Annotated in this window: 27 protein-coding genes and 2 tRNA genes; 16 read left to right on the top strand and 13 right to left on the bottom strand. The window is 67.8% G+C overall.

The features are described 5' to 3' along the window. Positions 1-2 precede the first annotated feature (2 nt). A complete protein-coding gene (locus tag ABZ345_RS42980; protein ID WP_355570451.1) occupies positions 3-236 on the bottom strand; it encodes a hypothetical protein in 234 nt (77 codons plus the stop codon). A gap of 136 nt (positions 237-372) precedes the next feature. On the opposite strand from ABZ345_RS42980, the gene ABZ345_RS42975 reads away from it, so the two are divergent. The 3 genes from ABZ345_RS42975 to ABZ345_RS42965 are packed head-to-tail and all read left to right on the top strand — an operon-like array spanning position 373 to position 1,620. Continuing rightward, positions 373-912 (top strand): hypothetical protein, encoded by a 540-nt coding sequence (locus tag ABZ345_RS42975; RefSeq protein WP_359860777.1) that lies wholly within the window; start codon positions 373-375, stop codon positions 910-912. Between the two features lie 31 nt (positions 913-943). After that, positions 944-1,102: a hypothetical protein gene (locus ABZ345_RS42970; protein WP_359860775.1), complete on the top strand. Its 159-nt coding sequence runs from the start codon at positions 944-946 to the stop codon at positions 1,100-1,102. Between the two features lie 20 nt (positions 1,103-1,122). Further along, on the top strand, positions 1,123-1,620 hold the full coding sequence (locus ABZ345_RS42965; protein WP_359860774.1) for an NADAR family protein: 498 nt from the start codon (positions 1,123-1,125) through the stop codon (positions 1,618-1,620). Here ABZ345_RS42965 and ABZ345_RS42960 read toward each other — a convergent pair. Then, on the bottom strand, positions 1,565-2,128 hold the full coding sequence (locus tag ABZ345_RS42960) for an NUDIX hydrolase (protein ID WP_359860772.1): 564 nt from the start codon (positions 2,126-2,128) through the stop codon (positions 1,565-1,567). The genes ABZ345_RS42965 and ABZ345_RS42960 overlap by 56 nt on opposite strands. 130 nt (positions 2,129-2,258) lie before the next feature. Between ABZ345_RS42960 and ABZ345_RS42955 the strand changes: the two genes are divergently transcribed. Further along, entirely contained in the window at positions 2,259-2,537 is a 279-nt protein-coding gene (locus ABZ345_RS42955; RefSeq protein ID WP_359860770.1) for a hypothetical protein, read from the top strand. Positions 2,538-2,563: 26 nt separating this feature from the next. Here ABZ345_RS42955 and ABZ345_RS42950 read toward each other — a convergent pair whose 3' ends face one another. Next, entirely contained in the window at positions 2,564-2,767 is a 204-nt protein-coding gene (locus ABZ345_RS42950; protein WP_359860769.1) for a hypothetical protein, read from the bottom strand. Between the two features lie 211 nt (positions 2,768-2,978). On the opposite strand from ABZ345_RS42950, the gene ABZ345_RS42945 reads away from it, so the two are divergent. Further along, positions 2,979-3,212, top strand: a complete 234-nt coding sequence (locus tag ABZ345_RS42945; RefSeq protein WP_359860767.1) for a DUF2283 domain-containing protein — start codon at positions 2,979-2,981, stop codon at positions 3,210-3,212. Here ABZ345_RS42945 and ABZ345_RS42940 read toward each other — a convergent pair. Next, positions 3,209-3,634: an NUDIX hydrolase gene (locus tag ABZ345_RS42940; RefSeq protein ID WP_359860765.1), complete on the bottom strand. Its 426-nt coding sequence runs from the start codon at positions 3,632-3,634 to the stop codon at positions 3,209-3,211. The two genes, ABZ345_RS42945 and ABZ345_RS42940, sit on opposite strands and share 4 nt — an antisense overlap. A 76-nt stretch (positions 3,635-3,710) precedes the next feature. Then, positions 3,711-5,135, bottom strand: a complete 1,425-nt coding sequence (gene glnA / locus ABZ345_RS42935; RefSeq protein WP_359860763.1) for a type I glutamate--ammonia ligase — start codon at positions 5,133-5,135, stop codon at positions 3,711-3,713. Positions 5,136-5,304: 169 nt separating this feature from the next. Between glnA and ABZ345_RS42930 the strand changes: the two genes are divergently transcribed. After that, positions 5,305-5,778: an RDD family protein gene (locus ABZ345_RS42930; RefSeq protein WP_359860761.1), complete on the top strand. Its 474-nt coding sequence runs from the start codon at positions 5,305-5,307 to the stop codon at positions 5,776-5,778. 86 nt (positions 5,779-5,864) lie between these two features. Here the strand turns inward: ABZ345_RS42930 and ABZ345_RS42925 are convergent, their stop codons facing one another. Further along, positions 5,865-6,593, bottom strand: a complete 729-nt coding sequence (locus ABZ345_RS42925) for a DUF4191 domain-containing protein (protein WP_359860759.1) — start codon at positions 6,591-6,593, stop codon at positions 5,865-5,867. Positions 6,594-6,677: 84 nt separating this feature from the next. Between ABZ345_RS42925 and ABZ345_RS42920 the strand changes: the two genes are divergently transcribed. The 4 genes from ABZ345_RS42920 (at position 6,678) to ABZ345_RS42905 (ending at position 10,708) form a co-directional block, all read left to right on the top strand. Next, the gene (locus ABZ345_RS42920; RefSeq protein ID WP_359860758.1) at positions 6,678-8,747 is read left to right on the top strand and encodes an ATP-dependent DNA helicase UvrD2; all 2,070 of its coding nucleotides are present in this window, start codon (positions 6,678-6,680) and stop codon (positions 8,745-8,747) included. A 134-nt stretch (positions 8,748-8,881) separates the two neighbouring features. Beyond that, a complete protein-coding gene (locus tag ABZ345_RS42915) occupies positions 8,882-9,127 on the top strand; it encodes a hypothetical protein (protein WP_359860756.1) in 246 nt (81 codons plus the stop codon). A 100-nt stretch (positions 9,128-9,227) separates the two neighbouring features. Next, complete coding sequence (locus ABZ345_RS42910; RefSeq protein WP_045316024.1) at positions 9,228-9,551, top strand: WhiB family transcriptional regulator; 324 nt, start codon at positions 9,228-9,230, stop codon at positions 9,549-9,551. A gap of 284 nt (positions 9,552-9,835) precedes the next feature. Next, positions 9,836-10,708 carry a methyltransferase gene (locus tag ABZ345_RS42905; RefSeq protein ID WP_359860754.1) on the top strand — a complete coding sequence of 291 codons (873 nt, stop codon included), beginning with the start codon at positions 9,836-9,838 and terminating at the stop codon, positions 10,706-10,708. A gap of 602 nt (positions 10,709-11,310) precedes the next feature. On the opposite strand, the gene ABZ345_RS42900 is transcribed toward ABZ345_RS42905, so the two are convergent. From ABZ345_RS42900 to ABZ345_RS42885, 4 genes are all read right to left on the bottom strand, one after another. Next, positions 11,311-11,874 carry a hypothetical protein gene (locus tag ABZ345_RS42900; RefSeq protein ID WP_359860752.1) on the bottom strand — a complete coding sequence of 188 codons (564 nt, stop codon included), beginning with the start codon at positions 11,872-11,874 and terminating at the stop codon, positions 11,311-11,313. A gap of 85 nt (positions 11,875-11,959) precedes the next feature. Beyond that, positions 11,960-13,270, bottom strand: a complete 1,311-nt coding sequence (locus ABZ345_RS42895; protein ID WP_359860750.1) for an AarF/UbiB family protein — start codon at positions 13,268-13,270, stop codon at positions 11,960-11,962. After that, the gene (locus tag ABZ345_RS42890) at positions 13,267-14,067 is read right to left on the bottom strand and encodes a TOMM precursor leader peptide-binding protein (RefSeq protein ID WP_359860748.1); all 801 of its coding nucleotides are present in this window, start codon (positions 14,065-14,067) and stop codon (positions 13,267-13,269) included. Before ABZ345_RS42890 ends, ABZ345_RS42895 begins: the two co-directional genes overlap by 4 nt. A gap of 45 nt (positions 14,068-14,112) precedes the next feature. Next, positions 14,113-14,268 carry a DUF5679 domain-containing protein gene (locus ABZ345_RS42885; protein WP_167979751.1) on the bottom strand — a complete coding sequence of 52 codons (156 nt, stop codon included), beginning with the start codon at positions 14,266-14,268 and terminating at the stop codon, positions 14,113-14,115. Positions 14,269-14,462: 194 nt separating this feature from the next. Here ABZ345_RS42885 and ABZ345_RS42880 point away from each other — a divergent pair, with 194 nt between their 5' ends. Beyond that, positions 14,463-14,990 (top strand): M48 family metallopeptidase, encoded by a 528-nt coding sequence (locus ABZ345_RS42880; RefSeq protein WP_359860746.1) that lies wholly within the window; start codon positions 14,463-14,465, stop codon positions 14,988-14,990. 67 nt (positions 14,991-15,057) lie between these two features. On the opposite strand, the gene ABZ345_RS42875 is transcribed toward ABZ345_RS42880, so the two are convergent. After that, positions 15,058-16,368, bottom strand: a complete 1,311-nt coding sequence (locus ABZ345_RS42875; RefSeq protein ID WP_359860744.1) for a zinc-dependent metalloprotease — start codon at positions 16,366-16,368, stop codon at positions 15,058-15,060. Positions 16,369-16,412: 44 nt separating this feature from the next. Between ABZ345_RS42875 and ABZ345_RS42870 the strand changes: the two genes are divergently transcribed. Continuing rightward, positions 16,413-17,492, top strand: coding sequence for a PDZ domain-containing protein (locus tag ABZ345_RS42870; RefSeq protein WP_359860742.1), 1,080 nt, complete (start codon positions 16,413-16,415; stop codon positions 17,490-17,492). Between the two features lie 224 nt (positions 17,493-17,716). Here ABZ345_RS42870 and ABZ345_RS42865 read toward each other — a convergent pair whose 3' ends face one another. Next, positions 17,717-18,256 (bottom strand): PPA1309 family protein, encoded by a 540-nt coding sequence (locus ABZ345_RS42865; RefSeq protein ID WP_359860740.1) that lies wholly within the window; start codon positions 18,254-18,256, stop codon positions 17,717-17,719. Positions 18,257-18,350: 94 nt separating this feature from the next. On the opposite strand from ABZ345_RS42865, the gene ABZ345_RS42860 reads away from it, so the two are divergent. From ABZ345_RS42860 to ABZ345_RS42850, 3 genes are all read left to right on the top strand, one after another. Beyond that, on the top strand, positions 18,351-21,350 hold the full coding sequence (locus ABZ345_RS42860; RefSeq protein ID WP_359860738.1) for a UPF0182 family protein: 3,000 nt from the start codon (positions 18,351-18,353) through the stop codon (positions 21,348-21,350). Positions 21,351-21,401: 51 nt separating this feature from the next. Then, positions 21,402-21,475: transfer RNA gene (locus ABZ345_RS42855), tRNA-Met, on the top strand. A 254-nt stretch (positions 21,476-21,729) separates the two neighbouring features. Then, positions 21,730-21,803, top strand: a tRNA-Met gene (locus ABZ345_RS42850). A 78-nt stretch (positions 21,804-21,881) separates the two neighbouring features. Here ABZ345_RS42850 and ABZ345_RS42845 read toward each other — a convergent pair. Continuing rightward, entirely contained in the window at positions 21,882-22,082 is a 201-nt protein-coding gene (locus tag ABZ345_RS42845; RefSeq protein ID WP_030470381.1) for a hypothetical protein, read from the bottom strand. A 387-nt stretch (positions 22,083-22,469) separates the two neighbouring features. On the opposite strand from ABZ345_RS42845, the gene ABZ345_RS42840 reads away from it, so the two are divergent. Next, a complete protein-coding gene (locus ABZ345_RS42840; RefSeq protein WP_086666928.1) occupies positions 22,470-22,970 on the top strand; it encodes a helix-turn-helix transcriptional regulator in 501 nt (166 codons plus the stop codon). Positions 22,971-22,992: the final 22 nt, after the last annotated feature.

Genomic DNA, 22,992 nt, shown 5'->3' with positions numbered 1-22,992 from the left:
GCTCAGTCCTCGTCCGAGTCGGGGTCGACAGCAGGTGCGCTGGTGTAAACCTCGACCACCCACTCCTCCTCCAACGCCTCGGCGTCTTCGGAGTCGGGCACGAGACGGTTGTAGACGCGCACGCCGAGGTCCAGCACGTCAGCGGCCTGAACCGCTTCGAGTGCATCGGGTGCGGAGTCGAAGATGTGGGTGGTGAGCAGCTGCGGAGCCGTGAATTCGGCGACATCTTGAGACACGCGCGGACCCTAGCGCATTGACGTTTCACCCATTCGAGATGAGACTAGGCGCGCTCAGCGGGGGAGCTGTTGTACGCACGGGGGTCGAACAGAGGAAGTCATGCAGCATCGTCGGGTCACGCGCCGAGGTAAGACCGTGATCGCCATCGCGGGCGTGGCTGCTGGAGTGCTCGCGTTACTGGGTGTGATTCAGTTTGCACTGAGTGGTGACAATTCCGCCGCGCAGCCCAACGTCACGGCCACGACGACAGCGTCGAACACAGTCGAAACCCCTGATGGCGCACTGGAAACCACCGAGCCGTCGGCCGACGTCAAGGTCACCACGGGTTCCTTCAAGCAGCAGCGCGGCATGCTCACCGTCGAGGTGACTCGCGTAGAGGCCGCGAACGGGCGCGTGAAGCTCTTCGTGTCGGCCACGAACGCCTCCCAGGCCCGCATGACCCTCCCCGTGGACGGAATCGCCGTCCTGGACGATCTGAAGCGCACCTACGCGGCGTCGAGCAGCAAGTGGGACGGCCTCGTCACCCAGGGCACGACTACGTCGGGCACCGTGGTCCTCGACGAGAAGCTCGGAGTGGGTGTGAACTCGCTCACGCTGACGTTCAACTCGATCTCCGGCCAGTTCGCGCCCACCGGCGCCGCGATCACCGTGACGGGCATTCCGATCCCGAAGTGATTAGGGCCGCCGCTGTGGGTACGCCTCGTGCATGACTCAACGCGGAAGTGATCAGCACGGCCCCGCCCGCGACGACGAGCTGAAGCGCGAGCTGGCGAACGAGCTGCGCGCCGGCGGCCCCACCCGCTCCCAGTCGTGGCGCGAGCCGGAGATGCCGGAGCCGGACGAAAATCTCTCAGACGACCGTTAGATGGTGCCTACTCTGCTCCTGTGAAGTTTCTGTTCTTCTGGGGCCACCAGCCCGAGCGTGACGGCAGCATCGGCAAGGGCTGCCTGTCCCAGTGGTGGCCGTGCACGTTCTCCGTCGACGGCGTCTCGTTCGCGTCCGCCGAGCACTACATGATGTGGCGCAAGGCTTTGCTGTTCGACGACGCCGTCGCCGGACGCGTGCTCGCCGCCCGCACACCGGCCGAGGCCAAGGCGTTGGGCCGTGAGATTTCCGGGTTTTCGGAGCCTGCCTGGGTTTCCGCACGAATGGAGATCGTCGTCGCGGGGAACCTGGCGAAGTTCGGCCAGGATCCCGCGCTGCGTTCCTATCTGCTGGGAACGGGCTCCCGCGTGCTGGTGGAGGCGAGCCCGCTGGACCGCGTGTGGGGCATCGGTCTGGCCGCTGACGACCCACGTGCCTCGGATCCCGGTTCCTGGCTCGGTCTCAACCTTCTTGGCGAGGCCCTGATGGAGGTCCGCTCCCGGTTGTCCGCAGCGTGAGGTAGGTGGTGAGTGCCGCCAAGGTGATCCCGCACGGAACCAGTCCTTTTCGGATCAACGCGGGGATGTCGCCGAGCGGCACCCACTCGACCCGCGCGGCCTCCGCGGGGTCCGGCTCGCCGGTCTTGACCGCATCGGTTCCCACGAACATGTGCGTGGTGTGCGAACTGAGGCCGTTCAAGGGGTTCATGGTCACCAACGGCTCGACGCGCACCCGGTAACCGGTCTCTTCCTCGGTCTCCCGGACGGCCGCCGTCGCCGCGCTCTCGCCCGCCTCGCACCGCCCGGCCGGGATCTCCCAGCCCCAGACGTCCGTGGTGAACCTGTGGCGCCACATCAGCAGGACGTCGTCTTTCTCCACGACCACCACGGCCGTCGACGGGTAGGGCAGCCGGAGCACGTGGTGCTCGAACCGTTCGCCATCCGGAATCTCGACGTCGTCGAGGTCGACGCTCATCCACTCCGACTCGTAGATCCGGCGGGTGCCGTGCACTGTCCACTGTGTCACGCCGCCGACCTTAAACCGGCTGTCATCGGCTGACCCGTTCGCACGCACCTGAACCGTTCGGCCCTCAATCCCGTGTTGCCGTAGGCGCCGGCGTTGGGCGAGGCGCCCGACTGACCGGTAGGGAGAGACGATGTTCAGCTACTCAGGACCGGCCCGACTCGTCTACGCGGACGGCAGCGCGGCCGACCTGGACCGGGTGGACCTGATCGAGACCGTGACCGAAGCCGGCTACTGGCAGCTGTCCGGCGCGGCAACGTCGGCAGAAGCTCTCGACGGCGGCGACGCCCGGATCAAACTGCCGACCGGCGGCGAGGCCGACGTCCTGGTCTCCAACGTCCGGGAGGGGACGAGCGCACGAGGGGTGTCGTACAGCGCGAGGCTGCTCGGAGCGGAAGGCCGGACAGCCTGAAGGCCGGGCGCTTTCGCACCCGGCCCTCAATCGTCCTCACCGCATCCTGAGCACTCGCAGATGGTGAGATCGCCCTGGACCGTGCCTATCTGGACCACGTTGCCGCGGACCTCGCCCGAGACCCGGTTCGTGACGCCTGCCCTGTCTTCGAGCCTGCGCAGCAGCAGACCGGCGAGCCCGAGGAAGAAGCGGAGGGAGAAGGCGATGAGCCCTGCCACCAGAGCGAGCACCGCTCCGTAGAGGAGGAGGTCCGCCGGGTTTTGGGCATCACCGCTACCAGGTGGTGCCCGAGAAAACTCGGATGATCTCCGCTGTAAGCATCGCCTTGAAGTGTCCCATCGCGGGCCCAAACGTCACAAGAGCCGGAAGGCCCGACGGGGCAGCACACCAGCGCGCAAGAAACCGCAAGACTGGCCCGATAGCCGCGCGTCATCATGCGCCATGCGCATCGAATACGACCCTCAGGCTGACGCCGCCTACATCTATTTCACAGACACTGACCTTGCTCCCGGCCGAGACATGGTTCCGCTGGACACGCCACCGGGGGTGCAGGCAATGGTGAACATGGACTGGAAGGACGGCAAGATCGTCGGAGTGGAGGTCCTCGGAGCGGCAGCGTTGCTCCATCCAGACCTTCTGACGCAGGCGACCTTGCCGGGCGAAAGTAGCCGCTAAGGCAACAGGTTGACGCCGTCGTGCGCACGGGTCTGCGTGCCCGCCTCGAACGCGTCCGCGACGCGCACGGCATAGGCAGGTGTCATCGCTTCGCGCACCTCGTCCAACGTCATCCACCGAATTTCCGCGGCCTCGTCGGTCACCCGAATCGGCTCGTTCAGTGGCGTGCAGCGGAAAACGAGCGCGACGACGCCGCGCTTCATGTTCTTGTAGACGCCGGTGAGGTGGTCGACACGGACCGTCATCCCCGTCTCCTCGAGGACTTCACGGCGTGCGCCGTTCTCGAAGGTCTCCGACAGCTCGAGCACGCCGCCCGGCGGTTCCCAGTGGCCGTTGTCCCGGCGGCGAACGACAAGAACCTCGCCCTCGTCGTTAACGACGATTCCGGCGACGCTCACCGAATGGCGCGGTGTTTCAGACATGGTCGCGACCCTACGAACGACCGAGGGCCGGGCGACTGAATCAGTCGCCCGGCCCTCAGAAGGAAAGATCAGCCGATCACACGTCGTAGTACAGCGCGAACTCGTAGGGGTTCGGGCGCAGACGCAGCGGGTCGATCTCCTGCTCACGCTTGAACGAGATCCAGGTGTCGATCACGTCCGGGGTGAACACGCCGCCCTCGAGCAGGAACTCGTGGTCGGCCTCCAGGCTGTCGAGCACGGCGTCCAGCGTGGCCGGGACCTGCTTGACGTCGCGGGCCTCCTCGGGCGGGAGCTCGTAGAGGTCCTTGTCGATCGGGGCCGGGGGCTCGATCTTGTTCTTCACGCCGTCGAGGCCGGCCATCACCATCGCCGAGAAGGCGAGGTACGGGTTGCCGGACGAGTCGGGGCAGCGGAACTCGATGCGCTTGGCCTTCGGGTTGTTGCCCGTGATCGGGATGCGGACGCACGCCGAGCGGTTGCGCTGGGAGTACACCAGCGAGACCGGGGCCTCGTAGCCCGGGACCAGGCGGTGGTAGCTGTTCACCGTCGGGTTGGTGAAGGCCAGCAGCGACGGGGCGTGGTGCAGGATGCCGCCGATGTAGTGGCGGGCGGTGTCGGACAGGCCCGCGTAGCCGCTCTCGTCGTGGAACAGCGGCGCGCCGTCCTTCCACAGCGACTGGTGGGTGTGCATGCCCGAGCCGTTGTCGCCGAACAGGGGCTTCGGCATGAAGGTGACGGTCTTGCCGGCCTGCCACGCGGTGTTCTTGATGATGTACTTGAACAGCATCAGGTCGTCGGCGGCGTGCAGCAGGGTGTTGAAGCGGTAGTTGATCTCCGCCTGGCCCGCGGTGCCGACCTCGTGGTGGGCGCGCTCGACCGAGAAGCCGTTCGCCTCCATGTTGAGGACCATCTGGTCGCGGAGGTCCGCGTAGTGGTCGGTCGGCGTGACGGGGAAGTAGCCGCCCTTGTACTTCACCTTGTAGCCGAGGTTGCCGCCCTCTTCGTCGCGGCCCGTGTTCCACCAGCCGGACTCGGAGTCGATCTTGTGGAACGCCCCGTTCGCCGTGGTGTCGAACTGGATCGAGTCGAAGATGTAGAACTCGGCCTCGGCACCGAAGTACGCGGTGTCGGCGATGCCCGAGTCGGTGATGTACTGCTCGGCCTTGCGCGCGATGTTGCGCGGGTCGCGGCTGTACGCCTCACGCGTGAACGGGTCGTGCACGAAGAAGTTGACGATCAGCGTCTTCTCGATGCGGAACGGGTCGAGGCGCGCGGTGTAGAGGTCGGGCAGCAGCAGCATGTCCGACTCGTGGATCGACTGGAAGCCGCGCACGGAGGAGCCGTCGAAGGCGAGACCCTCTTCGATCGCGTCGGCGTCGAACGCCTTGGCCGGCAGCGTGAAGTGCTGCATCACGCCGGGCAGGTCGCTGAACCGCACGTCGACGAACTTGACGCCCTCGTCGGAGATGAACTTCAGCACCTCGTCGGAATTTTTGAACACCCTCGTCGACTCCTTGGCTATGGACAACGGCTGGTCATCGCGAGCGACCGTATGTCGGTGGTGTTGCCCGTCCGTCACTCGGATGTTTCGCCAGTGTTAACGGGGCGGTCCGAGGGGGCAAGACGACCTGCCGGTCCTCACCCGATGTTCACAGGCTTACTCTGGTGGGGTGAGCAGGTGGACCGGTTCGTGGCTGTCGGGACCGCACTCGGTGCTGGAACCGGGTGACGAGTCGAACGACGGAAATCAGCAGCGCTGGCGTGGTGAGCGTCACGGCTTCCCCGAGAAGGGGCCGGGCTCCATCGCCTCGATCGGACGGCGCACGTTCGCCATCCTCGTCGACTTCCTCCTCGCGGCCGGTGTCGCGGCCGTGTTCACGCGGCCGGACCTGCCGAAGAACTGGAGCCTGCTGGCCTGGTTCGTCATCACCGTCGTCGCGGTGGCGTTCTTCGGGTTCACGCCGGGGCACGCGCTGCTCGGGCTGCGGGTGGCGCGCATCGACGGCAAGACGTTCGTGCACCTGCCCCGCGCGCTGCTGCGCACGATTCTGATCTTCCCGCTGATCCCGGCGCTGGTCTGGGACGCGGACGGCCGGTGCCTGCACGACAAGGCGGCGGGCACGGTCGTCATCAAGGTCCGCTAGCCCTGGACGGCCGACACAGCCCAGCACGTGAAAGGGCCCGCCGCACGAGAAGTGCGGCGGGCCCTTTCACGTGGCGGGAGCCGGGGTCAGCGGCGGCGGAGCGTGCGCTGGACGTTGCGCATCTTCGCGCCCGCGGGCATCGGGCCCTTGGGCAGCGCGGCGCCACGGCTCGACAGCGCGGCGAGGCGGGTCTCCAGCGCGTCGACCTGGGCGGCCGTGATGTTGCGCGGCAGCTTCATCAGCTTCGACTGCAGCTTCTTCAGCGGGACCTGGCCCTCGTCGCTGCCGATGATGAAGTCGTAGATCGGGGTCTCGCCGACGACGCGCGAGATGCGCTTCTTCTCCTGCGCGAGGAGCGGCTTCACCCGCTGCGGAGCACCCTCGGCCACGAGGATCACGCCCGGACGGCCGAGCACGCGGTGCACGGCGTCGAGCTGCGTGGTGCCCGCGACGGCAGGCGTCACGCGCCAGCGGCCGCGCAGGTTCTCCAGCGCCCACGCACCGGCACCCGGCTGGCCGTCGGCCTTGCGGAAGACGTTGCTCTGCACGCGGCGACCGAAGATGATCACGGCCAGCAGCGCGCCGATCGCGACGCCCAGCGGCACGAACATCCAGACCGCGTGGAAGACGAGGCCCAGGACCACGGCGATCGCGGTGACGCCGAGGACGGACCCCAGCATCAGCGGAACCAGCGCCTTGTCCTCGCGGCGCTGCATCTTGAACGCCTCGAAGATCTGCTTGCGCCGTTCGCGTGAAGCCGCGCGGCGAACCTTCGCCGCTTCCTTTGCCGCCGCCTTGTCCTGCTTACCTGCCATACCCATCAGGATACGTCCCCGGAAAAATCGGACACAGCGGCAGCCTGGCTGAACACGCGCGCGCCTCGTGCGAGACTGCCGGGCATGGACGCGTTGCTGGAGGGTCTTGATCCGGAACAGCGCGCAGCGGTGGAAGCGCCGCGCGGCCCGGTGTGCGTGCTCGCGGGAGCCGGTACCGGCAAAACTCGCACGATCACGCACCGCATCGCCTATCTGTGCCAACGCGGTCACATCGCCCCGACGCAGGTCCTCGCCGTCACGTTCACCAAGCGCGCCGCAGGGGAGATGCGCACCCGTCTGCGCTCTCTGGACGTGCACGGCGCTCAGGCCGTGACGTTCCACGCGGCCGCGTCCCGTCAGTTGCGCTACTTCTGGCCACGGGTCGTCGGCGGCCCGCGCTGGGACCTGATCGACCAGAAGATCCGCGTCGTCGGCCGCGCCGCGTCGAGGCTGGGACTGCCGACGGAGGCCGACGCGCTGCGCGACCTCACCAGTGAGATCGAGTGGGCGAAGTCGTCGCTGCTGACGCCGGACGCGTATCCGGCCGCCGCCTCGCGCGCCTCGCGTGACATCCCCGCGCCCGCCGAGCAGATCATGAAGCTCTACGCGATGTACGAGCAGCTCAAGAACGAGGCCCAGCTGCTCGACTTCGACGACCTGCTGCTGCACACGGCCGCCGCCTTGGAAGACAACCTGGAGGTCGCGCAGGAGTTCCGCGACCGCTACCGCTGCTTCGTCGTCGACGAGTACCAGGACGTGACGCCGCTGCAGCAGCGCGTGCTCGACGCGTGGCTCGGCGACCGCGACGACCTGACCGTCGTCGGCGACGCGAACCAGACCATCTACTCGTTCGCCGGTGCCTCACCGCAGCCGCTGCTCAACTTCGGCCGCCGGTTCCCCGACGCCGTCGTCGTGCGGCTGGAGCGCGACTACCGCTCGACGCCGCAGGTCGTGGCGCTGGCCAACGACGTGATCAAGTGGGCGCGCGGACGTCCGGCCGGGTCGCGGCTGCAGCTGATCGGGCAGCGGCCGGAGGGTCCTCTGCCCCGCTTCCACGAGTTCGACGACGAGCCCGCCGAAGCCGACTCGGTCGCGCGGCGCATCAAGACGTTGCTCGACGAGGGGGTCGCGGCCTCCGAGATCGCGATCCTCTACCGCGTCAACGCGCAGTCCGAGGTGTACGAGCAGGCGCTCGCGTCGCTCGGCATCCCGTACCTGGTGCGCGGTGGCGAGCGGTTCTTCGAGCGCGCCGAGGTGCGCCAGGCCATGATCACCTTGCGCTCGGCGGGCGACGTCTCCGGATCGCTTCCCGAGGTCGTCCGCTCGGCGCTCGGCCGGGTCGGGCTCACCGACGAGCCGCCGACGGGTGGCTCCGCACGCGAACGCTGGGAGTCGTTGCTCGCACTGGTCGAGCTCGCCGAGGAGTTCGCGGCGGCGATGCCCGAGGCCGATCTGCCGCGGTTCTGCGTGGAGCTGGACATGCGGGCCGAGACGCAGCACCCGCCGACCGTCGAGGGCGTGACGCTGGCGTCGCTGCACGCGTCGAAGGGTCTGGAGTGGGACGCCGTGTTCCTCGTCGGGCTGGTCGAAGGCACGATGCCGATCCAGTACGCCGACGGTGACGAGGCGAAGGTCGAAGAAGAACGCCGCCTTCTGTACGTAGGCGTGACGCGCGCGCGTGAGCACCTCTGGTTGTCGTGGGCGCTGTCGCGTGCAGCCGGTGGACGCAAATACCGCCGCCGGTCCCGCTTCCTCTACAGCCTCGTGCCCGAGAACCACCCGGCCGCCCGAGTATCTGGCGGCGCGCAACGGCCACCTCTCATGAAGAAGGAGAAGCCGACCTGCCGGGTGTGCGCGTCGACGCTGGTCGAGGCGCAGGCCGTCAAGCTCGGCCGATGCAGGTCCTGCCCGTCCGATGTGGACGAAGAACTGCTCGAGACGCTGCGTCAGTGGCGTGCCGGGCGGGCGCGGGAGTTGAAGGTGCCCGCGTACGTCGTCTTCACCGACGCGACGCTGATGGCGATCGCGGAGCAGCGACCCACGGATTCGGCCGGACTTGTCGCGATCTCGGGCATCGGCGCCTCGAAGCTTGATAAGTTCGGTGACGATGTGTTGGGCCTGGTCCGGGCCGGTGTCGGGTACTCCGCCACCTGATCGGAACAAGTTTCGTTAAATAGGTTGCGAGCCCGTGGGACGGGGTCATAACCTGCTCATGCCGGGTCCGGAGGACCCGTCTGGGGAAGAAGAACTACTACCAGCTCGCAGAGCTCTCGAGGGAGGTGCCCGTTGTGAAGAAGATCTTGAGCATCGAATCCACCCTCGGCACCTCTGTGTCCGAGCACCTCTGCATGCCCACCACCGCTCTGACCGTGTGGCAGAAGTCTGCCCACAAGTCGGCGGCACTGCTGGGTCGTGAGCGCGGCACCGGACTGTTCAACGAGCAGCCGATTGTCCGGCCGACCAGCGATGACGTTCCTAACTACACGACTGCGCTGTCCGCGCATCAAGTGAGAAGGCTCCTGCCGACCCCATAGAAGGGGTCGAAGGACCACCAGGCTCACGAAAGCCGCGGACTCGTACAGAGTCCGCGGCTTTCGTGTTTTTTGCAGTACCCCACACAAGGAGAAAACCCTGATGTTGACGGCAACTGTCCCGCTCACCGGCGAGACACTTCCGGACCTCGCGGAGGGGCTTGACCTGCCCTGCCGCACCCACAACCCCGACCTCTGGTTCGCTGACGCGCCGACCGACCTCGAGAAGGCGAAGTCCTTCTGCGGGACCTGCCCGGTGTTGGCGGAGTGCCTTGCCGGCGCGATCGCCCGTCACGAGCCGTGGGGTGTCTGGGGTGGAGAGATCTTCGAGCGCGGTGTCGTGATCGCGCGGAAGCGGCCCCGTGGCCGTCCGCGCAAGGACGCGGCAGCTGTCGTCACCGCTGACAAGACGGAGGCAGCAGCGTGAACACCGTGACCAGCACGAGCGCGTTCCCCACCTACCTGAACGAGGGCCTGACTCCCATGTCTCTGAATGAAGAACTCGTACGAATACGAATACAAGAAGCCCAGAGGTTCGCAGAAGAGCAACGCCTGGCGAACCGCCTCGCGTCAGCGCAACGTTGGCGCAGGTTGGCGCGATGGGCCGGTCGCAGAGCGGCTCGCTTCGACCTCTGACAGTCTCGAGCTGAGGCCGTCATCCACGAGAAGGTGGATGGCGGCCTCGGCCGTTCCTCCGTACCGTTTGCGTTTGTGCCGCACCACACCCACGACGGAATCGACTGGTCCGCCCGGCTTCACGCGATGAGGCGCTACGGCTCGCTGCAGTCCGAAGCGCTCTCCGCCGTCGCCCGCAGACTGGTCTCCTTGCTGCCCGACTCACCGGTGGTCATGGACGTCGGCTGCGGCGCCGGCTCCATGAGCGTGCCGCTGGTCTCGGCACTGCGCGAACACGGCGGCGGCGTCCTGGTCCTGGTCGACGCCACGCCCGAATTGCTGGACGCAGCCTGCACCGCGGCGCGCGCCGAAGCCGACGGCGCCGTGTCGGTGAAGCCGGTGCTGGCCGACCTCGCCTCCGAGAACCCGCTGTCCTTCGCCGGACCGGTCGAGCTCGTCTGGGGCTCGCGGGTGATCCATCACCTCCCTGATCAGCTGCGCGGGGTAAAACGCCTGGTCGAAGCCCTGGCCCCCGGCGGCTGGCTGGCGCTGGCCGAGGGTGGCCTCGAAACCCGCTTCCTGCCGTGGGACCTCGGCGTCGGCTCACCGGGTCTCGCCGACCGCATAGCCGCGGCCCGCGCCGAGTGGTTCGTGTCGATGCGCGAGAACATGACCGGCTCGGTGCGCCTGCCCGTCGGCTGGAACGTGGCGCTGGCGGACGCGGGCCTGGGCGAGATCAGCGCGTTCAGCTTCCTGGTCGACCACCCCGCTCCGGCCAAGCACCTCGTCCGGGAGTGGGCTGTCGACCGGCTGACCTGGTTGTCCGAGATCACCTCGTCTCGTCTGCACGCCGCTGATCGCGATGCGTTGAGGCGGCTGCTGAATCCCTCCGACTCCGAGTACGTCGGGGCTCGGGAGGACGTGTTCCTGCTGGAGACCGACACGGTCCACTTGGGACGGCGGCGGTGACGGCCTGCCACAGATGTGGTCGGTCGCGTGCCTCCGTTTCCGACCTGGAGTTCTTGGCCTGGTCGTCTGAGCGGACCGGTGGGACGGTCCGGTGGTTGTGTCACGTTTGCTCGAAGGCTCATGTGCGGGACATCGAGGGCAAGTTGCCGGACGAGTACTGGCGCTGACGCTGCTGGTTGGGCGGTGTTGTTTGGGGCCGGCTGCGGCTGGGGCGCTGTCGATAGGGCTGGCTGGTTGGGCGTTGCTGGTTGGGTCGGAAACGGCGGGGCGTTGCTGGCTGGGACGCCAGTGGTTGAGACGCCGCCGGTTGGGGCTGGCGGGGTTGGTTGGGATGGCGCCGATTGAGGTGCTGCCGACTGGGGCAGCGGGGGTTGACTCGGATGTGGGGTTCGGCATGGGTCGGCCACCTGCCACCGGATGCGGCGACGAGCCCATGCGGTCGAGCGGGTCGGCGTGGCGCGCTGAACTCAGGGTTCGGCGTGACTCGGCGACTCGGGGCTGGCCCGGTCGGGGCACACCTTGAGCCGAGTTGACTGTCCTCTGGTGCACGACTCGAGTGGGGCGCTGTCGTCTCCTCGACTTGGGGGCGAGAGCGTCGGCGGCTACCCCGCGGGCAGTGAGCCCTCGGCTGGGTGGAGGTGGCGTAAGGCCTGTCTGACCAGGGCTGTTCCTCGTCGGCTGCATCGCTGCAGCTCCTCGTGAAGATCATTGGGCGAGCACAGGCGCGCGTCGAGCACCGCGTCGAGGATGCCGACGACTGCGCGTGGGTTGGTCTCGCGGCGAGCCATGTCCAGCGCGGCGCGGGCTGGGCCGGCCAGTCTCAGGCCTTGGTGCTCCACGATGGCTGGAGGGCGGATTGTGCGTTCGCAGAGAATCGACGGATGTGCGCGGCGCACGTCTTTTCCCGTCAGCACGTGAATGTGCCGGGGGAGTGCTAGTCGAGCGCCTTGGCGGGACAGCGCGTCGGCTCCTGTGATCACCGAATCAGGGCCCGCGAAGAACTGGACTGCGCGCAGTCGGTCCAGCCGGGTCGGGGGTGAGGGCTTCTGCAGAACAACGCCGGGGAGCAGTTGTTGCCAGGGGCCGGCGGGCGTGCAGTGGCGGAGGATCTCCCTGGCGGAGAGTCCGGAGAGGCGCAGGTCAGCGGTGCTTGCGATGGGTGCCATGGGGAGATCGTGGCCCATGCGGAGGGTGGGAAAACGGGGTGAGACCCAACCTGTGGACAACTTTCGCGGGGTTCACCCGGCCGAGTTAGTCGTCGAATCCCGGTTGCCAGCGCGCGACGATTTCGCGTGCGTTCACGTGGGCGTCCAACTGGCAGAGAATGCCCGTCGCGCCCAATGTCACGCGGTGAATCAAGAGGTACTGCGGCGGCAGGTTGAGGGAGCGGCCGGTTTGTGAGTCGGGGCTGCGCAGGTCGCCCACCCGCTCGGCCTGGGACTGCAGCCAGCGGCGGGTGAAGTGGAACGACTCGGTGCGCAGCGGTTCGACGAAGGGGGCCAGGTAGCCGAGGACGTCCTCGCCGTGCAGGGACATGCCCTCGCGGATGAAGTTCTCGGTGCGCAGAAGCTCGACCAAGTCCGCGGAACGGCCGTCCAGGGCGAGACGGGTCATGAGGCCCAGCGTCTTGGGCAGGCCGTCGGGCAGGCGGGCCACGGCGCCGAAGTCGATCACGCGCAGGCGGCCGTCCTCGCCCAGCATGAAGTTGCCGGGGTGCGGGTCGGCGTGCAGCAGGCCGGAGCGTGACGGGGCCGAGAAGTGGAACTCGGCCAGGCGCTGGCCGGCCAGGTCGCGGTCGGCGACCGAGCCGGAGCGGATGATCGTCGACAGGCCGACGCCGGACGTCCACTCGGTCACCATGACCTTGGGCGACGAGGCGATGACGCGCGGGACCACCACGTGCGCGTCGTCCTCGAAGGCCTTGGCGAAGGTGCGCTGGTTCGCGGCCTCGTCGCGGTAGTCGAGCTCCTCGAGGTACCGGTCGCGCAGCTCCTCCAGCAGCGGGCGCACGTCGGTGCCGGGCATGATCGCCTGCAGCAGCCGGGAGAACCGCAGCAGCTGCTTCAGGTCGGCGCGCAGGGCCTCGTCGGCGCCGGGGTACTGGACCTTCACCGCCACGTCGCGGCCGTCGTGCCACACCGCGCGGTGCACCTGGCCGATGGACGCCGACGCGGCAGGGTCGTCGTCGAACTCCTTGAAGCGCTTCGTCCAGGAGGCGCCGAGCTGTTCGGCGAGCACGCGGTGAGTCGTGCGGGCGGGCATCGGCGGGGCCGCGGTCTGCAGCTTCGTCAGGGCCTCGCGGTACGGGGCCGCGAGCTCGTCGGGGACAGCCGCCTCGAAGACGCTCAGCGCCTGGCCGAACTTCATCGCGCCGCCCTTGAGCTGGCCGAGCACCGCGAAGACCTGTTCCGCCGTCTTGGCCGTCACCTCGGCGTTGACCTCGTCGGCCGCGCGTCCGGTCAGTCGCTTCCCCCAGCCGCCCACCACCCGGCCCGCCACCCCGAGCGGGAGGCTTGCCAGCTTGGCGGTGCGCTGCACTGCCTTGCGCGGAATCTCGGTCACTCGGCCATGTTATGTGCGGCGCACTGACAGTCAGGGTGCGGATACCAGCTTCGCCTCTCAGCAACACCCGTCACGAGGTCCAGCTCGAGGGTGGCGTTGAGCACGGGCGGCGGGGCCAGGTCGCGGCCCCGGACGTAGATCAACGACTCCAGGATCTGCACGACCGCCAGCGCCGCCGTTCCCGTGGCGAACAGCACGTCGGTGGACGCCGGGCGGCCCGCCAGCTGCGTCGCGATGACGGGCCACGCCGGATCATGGTCGGCGCGGTGCAGATCGGCGCAGTTCAGGCAGCTCGTGCGGCCGGGGAGCACCAACGGCCCGACGATGCCCACACCCTCACGCACGCGCACGGCCAGATGCGGTGTGCGGGACGCCATGAGCGCGTTCACGAGGTTCGGATCCGGGACGAGCGTCGCCGCCAGCACCGCCAGATCGGCGTGATGAGCCAGCCGCACGCCTGATTCAGCTAGAAGCGAAGTAATTGAGAGTGCAAGGTGTCCGGCACCGTGGACGGCGGCCGTCGCGCCCTTCGCGGGGGAGCCGGTGTCGAGCAGACCGGCCTCTTCGAGCGACTCGAGAACGGCGCTCAACTGGTCCGGGTCCTCGCCCCGTACTTTCAGTCTTTCACCCAGTTCAGCGACGGTGTGGCGGCCGTCGAGGGTGATCAGCTCGTCGATGAGCGCCTCGGACAGCGAGTCGATCACCACGGCGTGCTTCGGGTCGGTGCCGACCTGCACGACGCCTGGTCCGCGGCGCACCACGGCCAGTCCTGCTCGTACGCGAGGTCTCGTGTCCACATGAGAAAGACTGGCAGGGGGCGGGACCCCCTGCCAGCGGAAACGTCAGACCTTGGCCTTGCCGAGGATCCGCGTCATCTTCGTACCGCAGACAGGGCAGGTGCCCTTCGCCATGCGCCGGCCGTTCGTCTCCTCGACCTTGCCTTCGAAGTCGCGCTTCTCGCGGCACTTGACGCAGTAGCCGTTGTAGGTCTCGGCCACAGCCCCTCCCTTGCAGTTGTGAGTGCGGACACACTCGGGGACCTTGGCGCGACGGTACCTGGGCGAGACGTCGAATCCGCGCAGGTTCATCCGCGCGTGTCCAGCCGCCGTTCGGTGGAACTTCACCCGCCGGGTGCGGGCGTGCGGCCGGTTGGGGGCCGAAAATTGTCGGTGCCGACGTTTACGGTGACTGCATGGCCGAACCGCGGGTGGAGGTGCGGCGGAGCCCCCGGCGCCGCCGCATGGTCAGCGCGTACCGGGAGGGCGACACGGTCGTCGTCCTTCTGCCGGCACGGATGACCAAGGGGGAAGAGAAGCACTGGGTGGCGGAGATGTTGAGCCGCCTCCAGCGCAGCGAGACGCGCAGGAGATCCCCTGCGCGAACGTCGGACGAGGCGCTGATGGAGCGCTGTGCCGAGCTGTCGGCGCGGTACCTGGACTCGCTCGCCGACCCCGTCAGCGTGCGCTGGGTGCCGCCCATGCGCACGCGCTGGGCGTCCTGCACGCCGACCGAGGGCACGATCCGCGTGTCCGAGCGTCTGCGTGAGGTGCCGCCGTGGGTGCTCGACTACGTGCTGGTGCACGAGCTCGCGCACTTGCTCGTACCAGGGCACGGCAAGGACTTCTGGGAGTGGGTTCACCGCTACCCGAAGACCGAGCGGGCCATGGGCTACCTGGAAGGTCTCTCAGCTGCCGCAGGCTGGGGCATCTCCGAAGACTGACGACCTACTACGCGAAACGCCCGGCGAGGGTGTGCTCGCCGGGCGTTTCGCATGTTCAGGGACTGGTTCAGCTCTCTTCGGGCTTGCCGTCCTCCGGCTTGTCGCCGTCCTGCTCACGCATGGTGCGTTCGAGTTCGGCCATCGGGTCCTCGAGGGCCTTGCGGGTGTTGGCGAGGCGCTCCGCGAACTCGAGCGGGTCGTCCAGGTCCTCCGCGGTCGGGACGAGCTCGGCGTGCTCCCACACGCTGTCGCGCACCTCGATGCCGTGCTGGTCACCGACGAGCTTCCACAGCGCCGAAGCTGCCCGCAGCTTGCGCGGCCGCAGCTCCAGACCCACGAGCGTGGCGAACGTCTGCTCGGCCGGGCCACCGGAGGCACGACGGCGGCGCAGCGTCTCGCGCAACGCTGGTGCGCCGGGCAGGCGGTCGGCCACGGCGGCGTCGACCACGACGTCGACCCAGCCCTCGACCAGGGCCAGGAGGGTCTCCAGGCGGGTCAGCGCGGCCTGCTGCTCGGGCGTCGTCTGCGGTTCGAGCAGGCCCGAGCCCATGGCCTCTTCGATGGAGGCCGGGTTCGACGGGTCGATCTGGCCGGCGAGCTGCTCCAGGGCGGAGGTGTCGACCTTGATGCCCTTGGCGAACTCCTCGACGGTGTCGAGCAGGCGCTGTCGCAGCCACGGCACGTGCGTGAAGAGGCGCTGGTGCGCGGCCTCGCGGGCGGCGAGGAACACCATCACCTCGGAGGCAGGGCGCTCCAGGCCCTCGGTGAACTTCTCGATGTTCGCGGGCAGCAGCGCCGACGTGCCCTCGGGACCGAGCGGCAGGCCGACGTCGGTCGAGGTGAGGACCTCGGAGCCGAGCTGCGCCAGTGCGTTGCCGAGCTGGGAGCCGAAGGCCATGCCGCCCATCTGGCCGAGCATCGACAGCAGCGGACCGGCCGCCTGCTTCGCCTCGGCGGGCATCGCCTCGACCCACGCGCCGGACATGCGCTGCGCGACCGGGTCGCACAGGCGCTGCCACGTCGGGATGGTGCGCTCGATCCAGTCGCGCGCGGTCCACGCCTCGGTCGTGCGGGTGCCGGCGGGCAGCGAGGTGGCCGGGTCCAGCCACATCTCGGCCAGGTGCACGGCGTCGGTGACCGCGCTCGACTGGTCGGAGGCGAACCCGATCGTGGTCGTCGTCGAGGACAGTTGCTGGAACGCGATCTGCTTGGCGAGGTCGTAGTTGACCGGCCCGCTCGACGTCCCGGCGCTGCTCAGCATCGCGCCCAGCTGACTGAGCATGTTGCCCAGCTGGCTGAAGTCGAACGGGTTGTCTCCCGGCTTCCCGCTCTTGTCGTCGGGGTCGTGCGGGCTGAACCCGAACGGCACGTCACTCATGCCTCTACCGTACGCGGATCCACATGGTCGTACGCTGTTCAGCCGTGAGTGAAACCGTCACGACCGCACCCCCACCCGCGCCCCCGCCGAGGGAACGCGGACTGACCCGCCGGACGTGGACGCTGATCGTCAGCTTCCTAGTGGTGGCGGCACTCGGACTGCTCGGCGGTTTCGCCAGAGTCCCGTACGTCGCGCTGGGCCCCGGCCCGACATATGACGTGCTAGGCAAGGTCAAGGACACCGACGTGGTCTCGGTGGACGGCCAGAACACCTTCCCCACAGCCGGAACCCTGCGCATGACGACGGTCTCGCTCACCGACGACGTGTCGCTGTTCGGCGCCCTCGGCCTGTGGCTGTCCGGCCGCTACGCCCTGGCACCGCGCGAGGAGTTCTTCAAGCCCGGTGAGTCGGAGGAGGAGGTGCAGAAGAACAACGAGCTCGCGTTCAGCGAGTCGCAGACCTCCGCCGAGGTCGCCGCACTGCACTACCTCGGCTATCCGGGCAAGGTGATCGCCAACCAGGTGACCAAGGGCAGCCCCGCGGAGAACGTCATCCCGCTCGGCGCCCGCATCATCTCGGTCAACGGCAAGCAGGTGGGCAGCTCCGCCGACGTGAGCGCCGCCCTGGAGAACACCAAGCCCGGCGACCACATCGAGGTGGCCTTCGAGAAGGACGGCACCTCGAAGTCGACCCAGCTGACCCTCGGCACCCGCGAGGACGGCCGCCCCGCGGGCTTCATCGGCATCTCGCCGGTGGACCGCGCCGACGTGCCGTTCAAAATCAAGATCAGCCTCTCCGACGTCGGCGGCCCGTCCGCCGGCCTGATCTTCGCGCTGGCGATCGTCGACAAGCTGACGCCGGGCGAGCTCAACGGCGGCAAGGCCATCGCGGGCACCGGCGAGATCGCGGGTGACGGCACGGTCAAGCCGATCGGTGGCATCGCGTTCAAGATGGTGGCGGCCAAGGAGGCGGGCGCGACGGCGTTCCTCGTGCCGTCGGCCAACTGCCAGGACGCGAAGCAGCAGGCGCCCGACGACCTCAAGCTGATCAAGGTCGAGAACCTCAAGGACGCGGTGTCGTCGCTGGAGGCGCTGAACAAGGGCGAGTCGACGCCGAGCTGCTGACGCTCCCAACGGCTCTTCGGTGTCGCTTGGGAGAACAAGGGTGGGGTCCGGGAGTGGGCAAGCCGACTTCCGGAATGCGGTGCACACGGTCGCGATCTTGGTGCTCGGCTGCACCAGCCTGGGATGCTGACGCTCCCGACGGCTGTCCGCTTCACGCGAACACGCGAGATCACAACCCCGGCGCGATCAAGCGCCGGGGTTGTGTCAGCCTGAGGGTGTGACGACTAGGGCCGCAGCGTGGCGAGCAGGGCGTCGGTGAGGTTGGGCGCGAGCTCCGGGTGCTCGACGACCTCCTCGGGCACCTCGACCGTTCCGCGCAGCCGCAGCACGCAGGAGACCGAGCCGTCGCGCAGCACGGCCGCCACCAGGCGGGCCTCGCGGCGGGCCGGGTGCTCGGCCGCGAACTTGCGGGCCGCCTCGTCGTCCAGTTCGCCGTGGTGGAGTTCGGTCTCCGCCTCCGGTGGCAGCACGACGATCTCCTGGGCCAGGGCGCAGCCGATCACGGCCGGCGGCCACTCGATGCCCGCCAGCGCCTCGTCCAGGTCGCCCTCCAGGGGGTCCTGGGCGATCGGGGTCAGCGGGGACGACTCCGCGTCCAGCTGGTCCCGCAGCTCCGGTTGCTGGGCGATCAGGTCTGAGGTGGGCACGAGGGCGAAGAGTTGCGGGGGCTGCTCCCAGCCGCCCGCCGATACGAACTCCTCTACCTCACGGGCGACCGTCGGGAGGATGACCGCTGGCGTTTCACTCGCTGACACGCGTGTCATCGTAAGACTGCGGACTTCACGGGAACCCAGGGCGTCGTCCGTAGAGTTGGACTAAACGTACGTATTGAAATTCCGCGATCCAGGAGCGTGCCTCGTGGCCACACGGCCTCCAGTCGGACTGCCGAAACTGTCCCGACGCAGCCGAATCCTGCTCATCGTCGGTGTCGTGCTCCTGTTCGGTCTCATCACGGGATCGCGGCTGCTCGACACCTACGTGAACTGGCTGTGGTTCGGCGAGGTGAAATTCCGCGACGTCTACAGCACAGTGCTGCTCACCAGGCTCGGGCTGTTCGTCGCAGCCGGGGTCGTGGTCGGCGGCATCGTCGCGCTCAACCTGTACCTCGCGTACCGGGCGCGCCCGGTGTTCGTACCGGTCTCCGGACCTGACGACCCGGTGGCCCGCTACCGCACGGTCGTGATGCGGCGGATGCGGTTGTTCGCCATCGGCATCCCCGTGTTCGTCGGCTTGATCGCGGGCGCGTCGGCGCAGGCGGACTGGCAGCAGATCCAGCTCTTCCTCAACGCCCAGCCGTTCGGGGTCACGGACCCGCAGTTCGGGCACGACATCGGCTTCTACGCGTTCCAGCTGCCGTTCTACGAGTGGCTCCTGTCGTGGCTGTTCATCGTGACGGCGGTGTCGTTCATCGGCGCCGTGATCGCGCACTACCTCTTCGGCGGGATCCGGCTGGCCGGTCGCGGCGGTCAGCTCTCCGGGCCCGCGCGGCTGCACCTGGCGCTCGTCGCCGGCACGTTCGTGCTGCTGAAGGCCGTCGCGTACTTCTTCGACCGGTACGAGCTGCTGCTGCACGAGAACGAGAAGTTCGTCGGCGCGAGCTACACCGACCTCAACGCGGTGCTGCCCGCCAAGCTGATCCTGCTGTGCATCGCGGTGTTCTGCGCCGTCGCGTTCTTCGCGGGCGCGTTCATGCGCAACGTGCAGCTGCCCGCCATCGCGACCGTCCTGCTGGTTCTGTCGAGCGTGCTCGTCGGCGCGGCGTGGCCCGCGGTGCTGGAGCAGTTCTCGGTCAAGCCGAACGCCATCCAGAAGGAAGCGCAGTCGATCACCCGCAACATCGAGGCGACACGGCAGTCGTTCGGGTTGACGGACGACAAGGTGACGACGAAGCCCTACGAGGGCAAGCAGACCGTCACCAACGACCAGATCAAGACGAACGACGCGGCGACGCTGGGCAACATCCGCCTGCTCGACCCGGCCGTGCTGTCGCGGACCTTCACGCAGTTCACGCAGCTGCGGCCGTTCTACGGGTTCCCGAACAAGCTCGACGTCGACCGGTACACAGTGGACGAACAGCTGCGCGACTACATCGTCGCGGTCCGCGAGCTCAAGCTCGACAGCCTGCCGCAGGGCCAGCGCGACTGGATCAACCAGCACCTCATCTACACGCACGGCAACGGCTTCGTCTACGCCGAGGCGAACAAGGTGAACGCGGTCGCCGACCAGTCCAACGGCGGGTACCCGGAGTTCAAGACGGGTGAGGTCGCGCCGGACGGCTCGATCCGCAACGCCGACAAGGGCATCAAGGTCAGCCAGCCGCGCACGTACTACGGCGAGCTGTTCGGTCCCAACGACTACTCGATCGTGGGCGGCCGGCCGCAGGGCTCGGCGGCGGAGTACGACACGGACGCCAAGTCCTACACGTACACCGGCTCCGGTGGCGTGCCGATCGGTGGCCTGATCGACAAGCTCGCGTTCGCGGCCTACTACGGCGAGCGGAACATCCTCTTCAACCAGTCGATCGCGGACGACTCGAAGATCCTGTTCAAGCGTGCTCCGCGGGACCGCGTGCAGGCCGTCGCGCCGTGGCTGACGGTGGACAGCGACCCGTACCCGGCCGTGGTGAACGGCCGCATCACGTGGATCGTCGACGGATACACCACGCTCGACAACTACCCGTACGCGCAGCGCACGCAGCTCGGTGACGCGACCAACGACTCGCTCACCGCGGACGGCGTGGTCATCTCGCAGGTCAACAAGCCCGTCAACTACATCCGCAACTCGGTCAAGGCCACTGTGGACGCCTACGACGGCACCGTGAGCCTGTACGCGATCGACGAGAAGGACCCGGTCCTCAAGGCGTGGATGGGCGTCTTCCCCAACACGGTGAAGCCGTCCAGCGACATCTCGAACGAGCTGCGCCAGCACTTCCGCTACCCCGAGGACCTGTTCAAGGTGCAGCGGCAGATCCTGTCGAAGTACCACGTCCAGTCCCCGTCGGACTTCTACTCCGGTGTCTCCTACTGGCAGACGGCGCAGGACCCGACGATCGACAACGTGACCTCGGCCGACGCCCAGCGCGACGCCGCGGCCAAGCGCAGGGACGCCCAGCCGCCGTTCTACGTCCTCGCCGGTGACCCGAGCGACACGAACAAGGTCCGCTTCCAGCTGACCAGCCCGCTCGTGCGTGAGAACCGGGAGTTCATGGCGGCCTACGTCTCGGTGGGGTCCGACCCGGACAACTACGGGAAGATAAGCGTGCTGCAGCTGACCCAGGACGCGAAGGGCCCGCAGCAGATCCAGACGCAGTTCCTCACCTCCGACAACGTCAGCAAGGAGCTCAACGTCCTGGCGTTGCAGAAGACGACAGTCGTCTACGGCAACCTGCTGACGCTCCCGGTGGGTGGTGCGCTGCTCTACGTCGAACCCGTCTACATCGAGCGCGCGTCCAACAACACCTCGTATCCGCAGCTGTCCAAGGTGCTCGTCTGGTACGGCGACAGGGTCGGGTACGCGTCCACGCTGGGCGACGCGCTGGAACAGGTGCTGAGCGGGACGGGCGCGGTCGTGCCGCCGCCGAGCGACAACAACGGCAACGGCCAGACGTCCACGCCGCCGTCGACGACACCGCCGACCAACGGGGCCCTGAGCCCTGAGCTGCAGAAGGCCGTCAACGACATCGACGCGGCGCTCGCGGACATCAAGCGGGCTCAGCAGAACAGCAACTTCACCGAGCTCGGTCAGGCGTACCAGCGCCTGGACGACGCTTCGAAGAGGTTCAAGCAGTACAACACCGCGGCGCCCAGCGCTCCGACAGGCCAGTCGTCGGTGGCTCCGTCGCCCACTCCATCGGGCTGACCACCCGATTTGCATTTAGTGCTCCGCCCCGCGTAAGGTTCTAATTACCGACGCGGGGTGGAGCAGCTCGGTAGCTCGCTGGGCTCATAACCCAGAGGTCGCAGGTTCAAATCCTGTCCCCGCTACAAAGCCGGGAGAGCCCTGTTCGCGGAGATCGCGAACAGGGCTTTTTCGCATTTGCATTGGGGGCGGAGCCCCCAAACCCCACCCTGGGGGCAAGCCCCCAGACCCCCGCGCCCGGCTCGCCTTCGGCTTCGCGGGCGATCATCTAGGATTTAGGTCGCTGACCTGCGGAAATTCGGGTTAGTGGGGGGTGGTGAAAAAGCGTTTCCAGAGGGTGTATAGTTCTCCTTACAACAGCAAGACAAGCAAGAAGCGGCGCGGGGTGGAGCAGCTCGGTAGCTCGCTGGGCTCATAACCCAGAGGTCGCAGGTTCAAATCCTGTCCCCGCTACTAGACAGAAGGCCGGAGCCAACAGGCTCCGGCCTTCTGCTTATTCCCGATCAGCGCGAAGAGCGCGGCCGGTGTGTTTCAGGTCATGTTCTCCGCCCAGTACTGGGCGCACAGCATGCTCGAGCAGATCCGGCCCTCGCCGTTGACCGTGCGGTGCTTGCGGATCTGTTTGCCGCACACCATGCACTCGTCCTTGCCGGCCTGCTCCGGGATGCCACCCGTCATCCACGCCACCGTGTGCGCCGCCACCTTCTTGTGGTCCAGCCACTTGATGTTCATCGTCCCCGACCTCCTGGTCTCGCTCCGCCCTGCCTGGCAATGATCATTTTCCCGGTTGTGCGGGCGTGGGAAAGGGGTGCGCGCGGACATCACCAGGTCGTGCGACGAAGGCTCACGTCCGTCCATTCGGGTGGCTCCGGCCGGTGAGAGTCGTACCGCCGATCGAGTGAGATCGGGTGACTTTCGTTTCTGCGAAAGGGTTTTTCCATCCGGGATGGACACAGACGGTCAAGCGGCCAAACGCGTGAGGTCTGAAAACTGCCGCTTACTCAGCGAGACTTTTCGTTGCTCCGCATGGCCCATCAGACTAGCCCGGTGATCAGCCACTGTGGACAGAACGGCTGACCATTGTGGACAGCTTCCCCCAGACGTGGGAACGTTGTCGTTGTGTCAGACCTGAATGCGACCGCAGCCGCCCTGCTCGGGCTGCTGCACGACGGACCCAAGACCGGTGGCCAGTTGGTCGCGGAGGCAGGAGACCGCTTCGGCGCGTTCTTCAGTGTCACCCGCAGCCAGGTGTACCGCGAGCTTCCCGCGTTGGCCGACCAGGGCCTGCTGCGCCTCGGCAAGCAGGGACCGCGGTCAAGCCAGCAGTACGTGCTGACCGCGGCGGGCAAGAAGGCCTTCAAGAACTGGCTGCTGTCCGAGCCCGGCCCGGACCACCTGCGCAGCCCGCTCATCCTGCGCCTCGTGCACGCCGGCTCGCTGACCGCGAAGCAGCGCGAGTCCCTGATCACGACCGCGCGCTCCGCGTACGGTCAGGAGCAGGAGAGCGCGAAGAGCGCGGCCAAGACGGCGGAGGACCCCTACGCCAAGGCGGTGGCCGAGTTCGGTCTCGCTCACGCGAAGGCCGTTCTCAAGCTGCTCGACGCCATCCCCACCGCTTGAGCACGATGGCCACGGGCTAACG

The organism is Lentzea sp. NPDC005914 (genome assembly GCF_040629405.1).
Lineage (GTDB): Bacteria > Actinomycetota > Actinomycetes > Mycobacteriales > Pseudonocardiaceae > Lentzea.
Note: the sequence above shows the minus strand (reverse complement) of the source record. Positions and strands in the feature narration are given on the sequence as shown.

What these genes read in the sequence shown, in the direction of transcription:
- ABZ345_RS42845 (WP_030470381.1), bottom strand. Translation starts at nt 22,082, where the DNA reads ATGAACATCAAGTGGCTGGACCACAAGAAGGTGGCGGCGCACACGGTG.
- ABZ345_RS42900 (WP_359860752.1), bottom strand. Translation starts at nt 11,874, where the DNA reads ATGGCACCCATCGCAAGCACCGCTGACCTGCGCCTCTCCGGACTCTCC.
- ABZ345_RS42945 (WP_359860767.1), top strand. Translation starts at nt 2,979, where the DNA reads ATGCGCATCGAATACGACCCTCAGGCTGACGCCGCCTACATCTATTTC.
- ABZ345_RS42865 (WP_359860740.1), bottom strand. Translation starts at nt 18,256, where the DNA reads ATGACACGCGTGTCAGCGAGTGAAACGCCAGCGGTCATCCTCCCGACG.
- ABZ345_RS42970 (WP_359860775.1), top strand. Translation starts at nt 944, where the DNA reads ATGACTCAACGCGGAAGTGATCAGCACGGCCCCGCCCGCGACGACGAG.
- ABZ345_RS42955 (WP_359860770.1), top strand. Translation starts at nt 2,259, where the DNA reads ATGTTCAGCTACTCAGGACCGGCCCGACTCGTCTACGCGGACGGCAGC.
- ABZ345_RS42925 (WP_359860759.1), bottom strand. Translation starts at nt 6,593, where the DNA reads ATGGCAGGTAAGCAGGACAAGGCGGCGGCAAAGGAAGCGGCGAAGGTT.
- ABZ345_RS42920 (WP_359860758.1), top strand. Translation starts at nt 6,678, where the DNA reads ATGGACGCGTTGCTGGAGGGTCTTGATCCGGAACAGCGCGCAGCGGTG.
- ABZ345_RS42875 (WP_359860744.1), bottom strand. Translation starts at nt 16,368, where the DNA reads ATGAGTGACGTGCCGTTCGGGTTCAGCCCGCACGACCCCGACGACAAG.
- ABZ345_RS42940 (WP_359860765.1), bottom strand. Translation starts at nt 3,634, where the DNA reads ATGTCTGAAACACCGCGCCATTCGGTGAGCGTCGCCGGAATCGTCGTT.
- ABZ345_RS42910 (WP_045316024.1), top strand. Translation starts at nt 9,228, where the DNA reads ATGTTGACGGCAACTGTCCCGCTCACCGGCGAGACACTTCCGGACCTC.
- ABZ345_RS42880 (WP_359860746.1), top strand. Translation starts at nt 14,463, where the DNA reads ATGGCCGAACCGCGGGTGGAGGTGCGGCGGAGCCCCCGGCGCCGCCGC.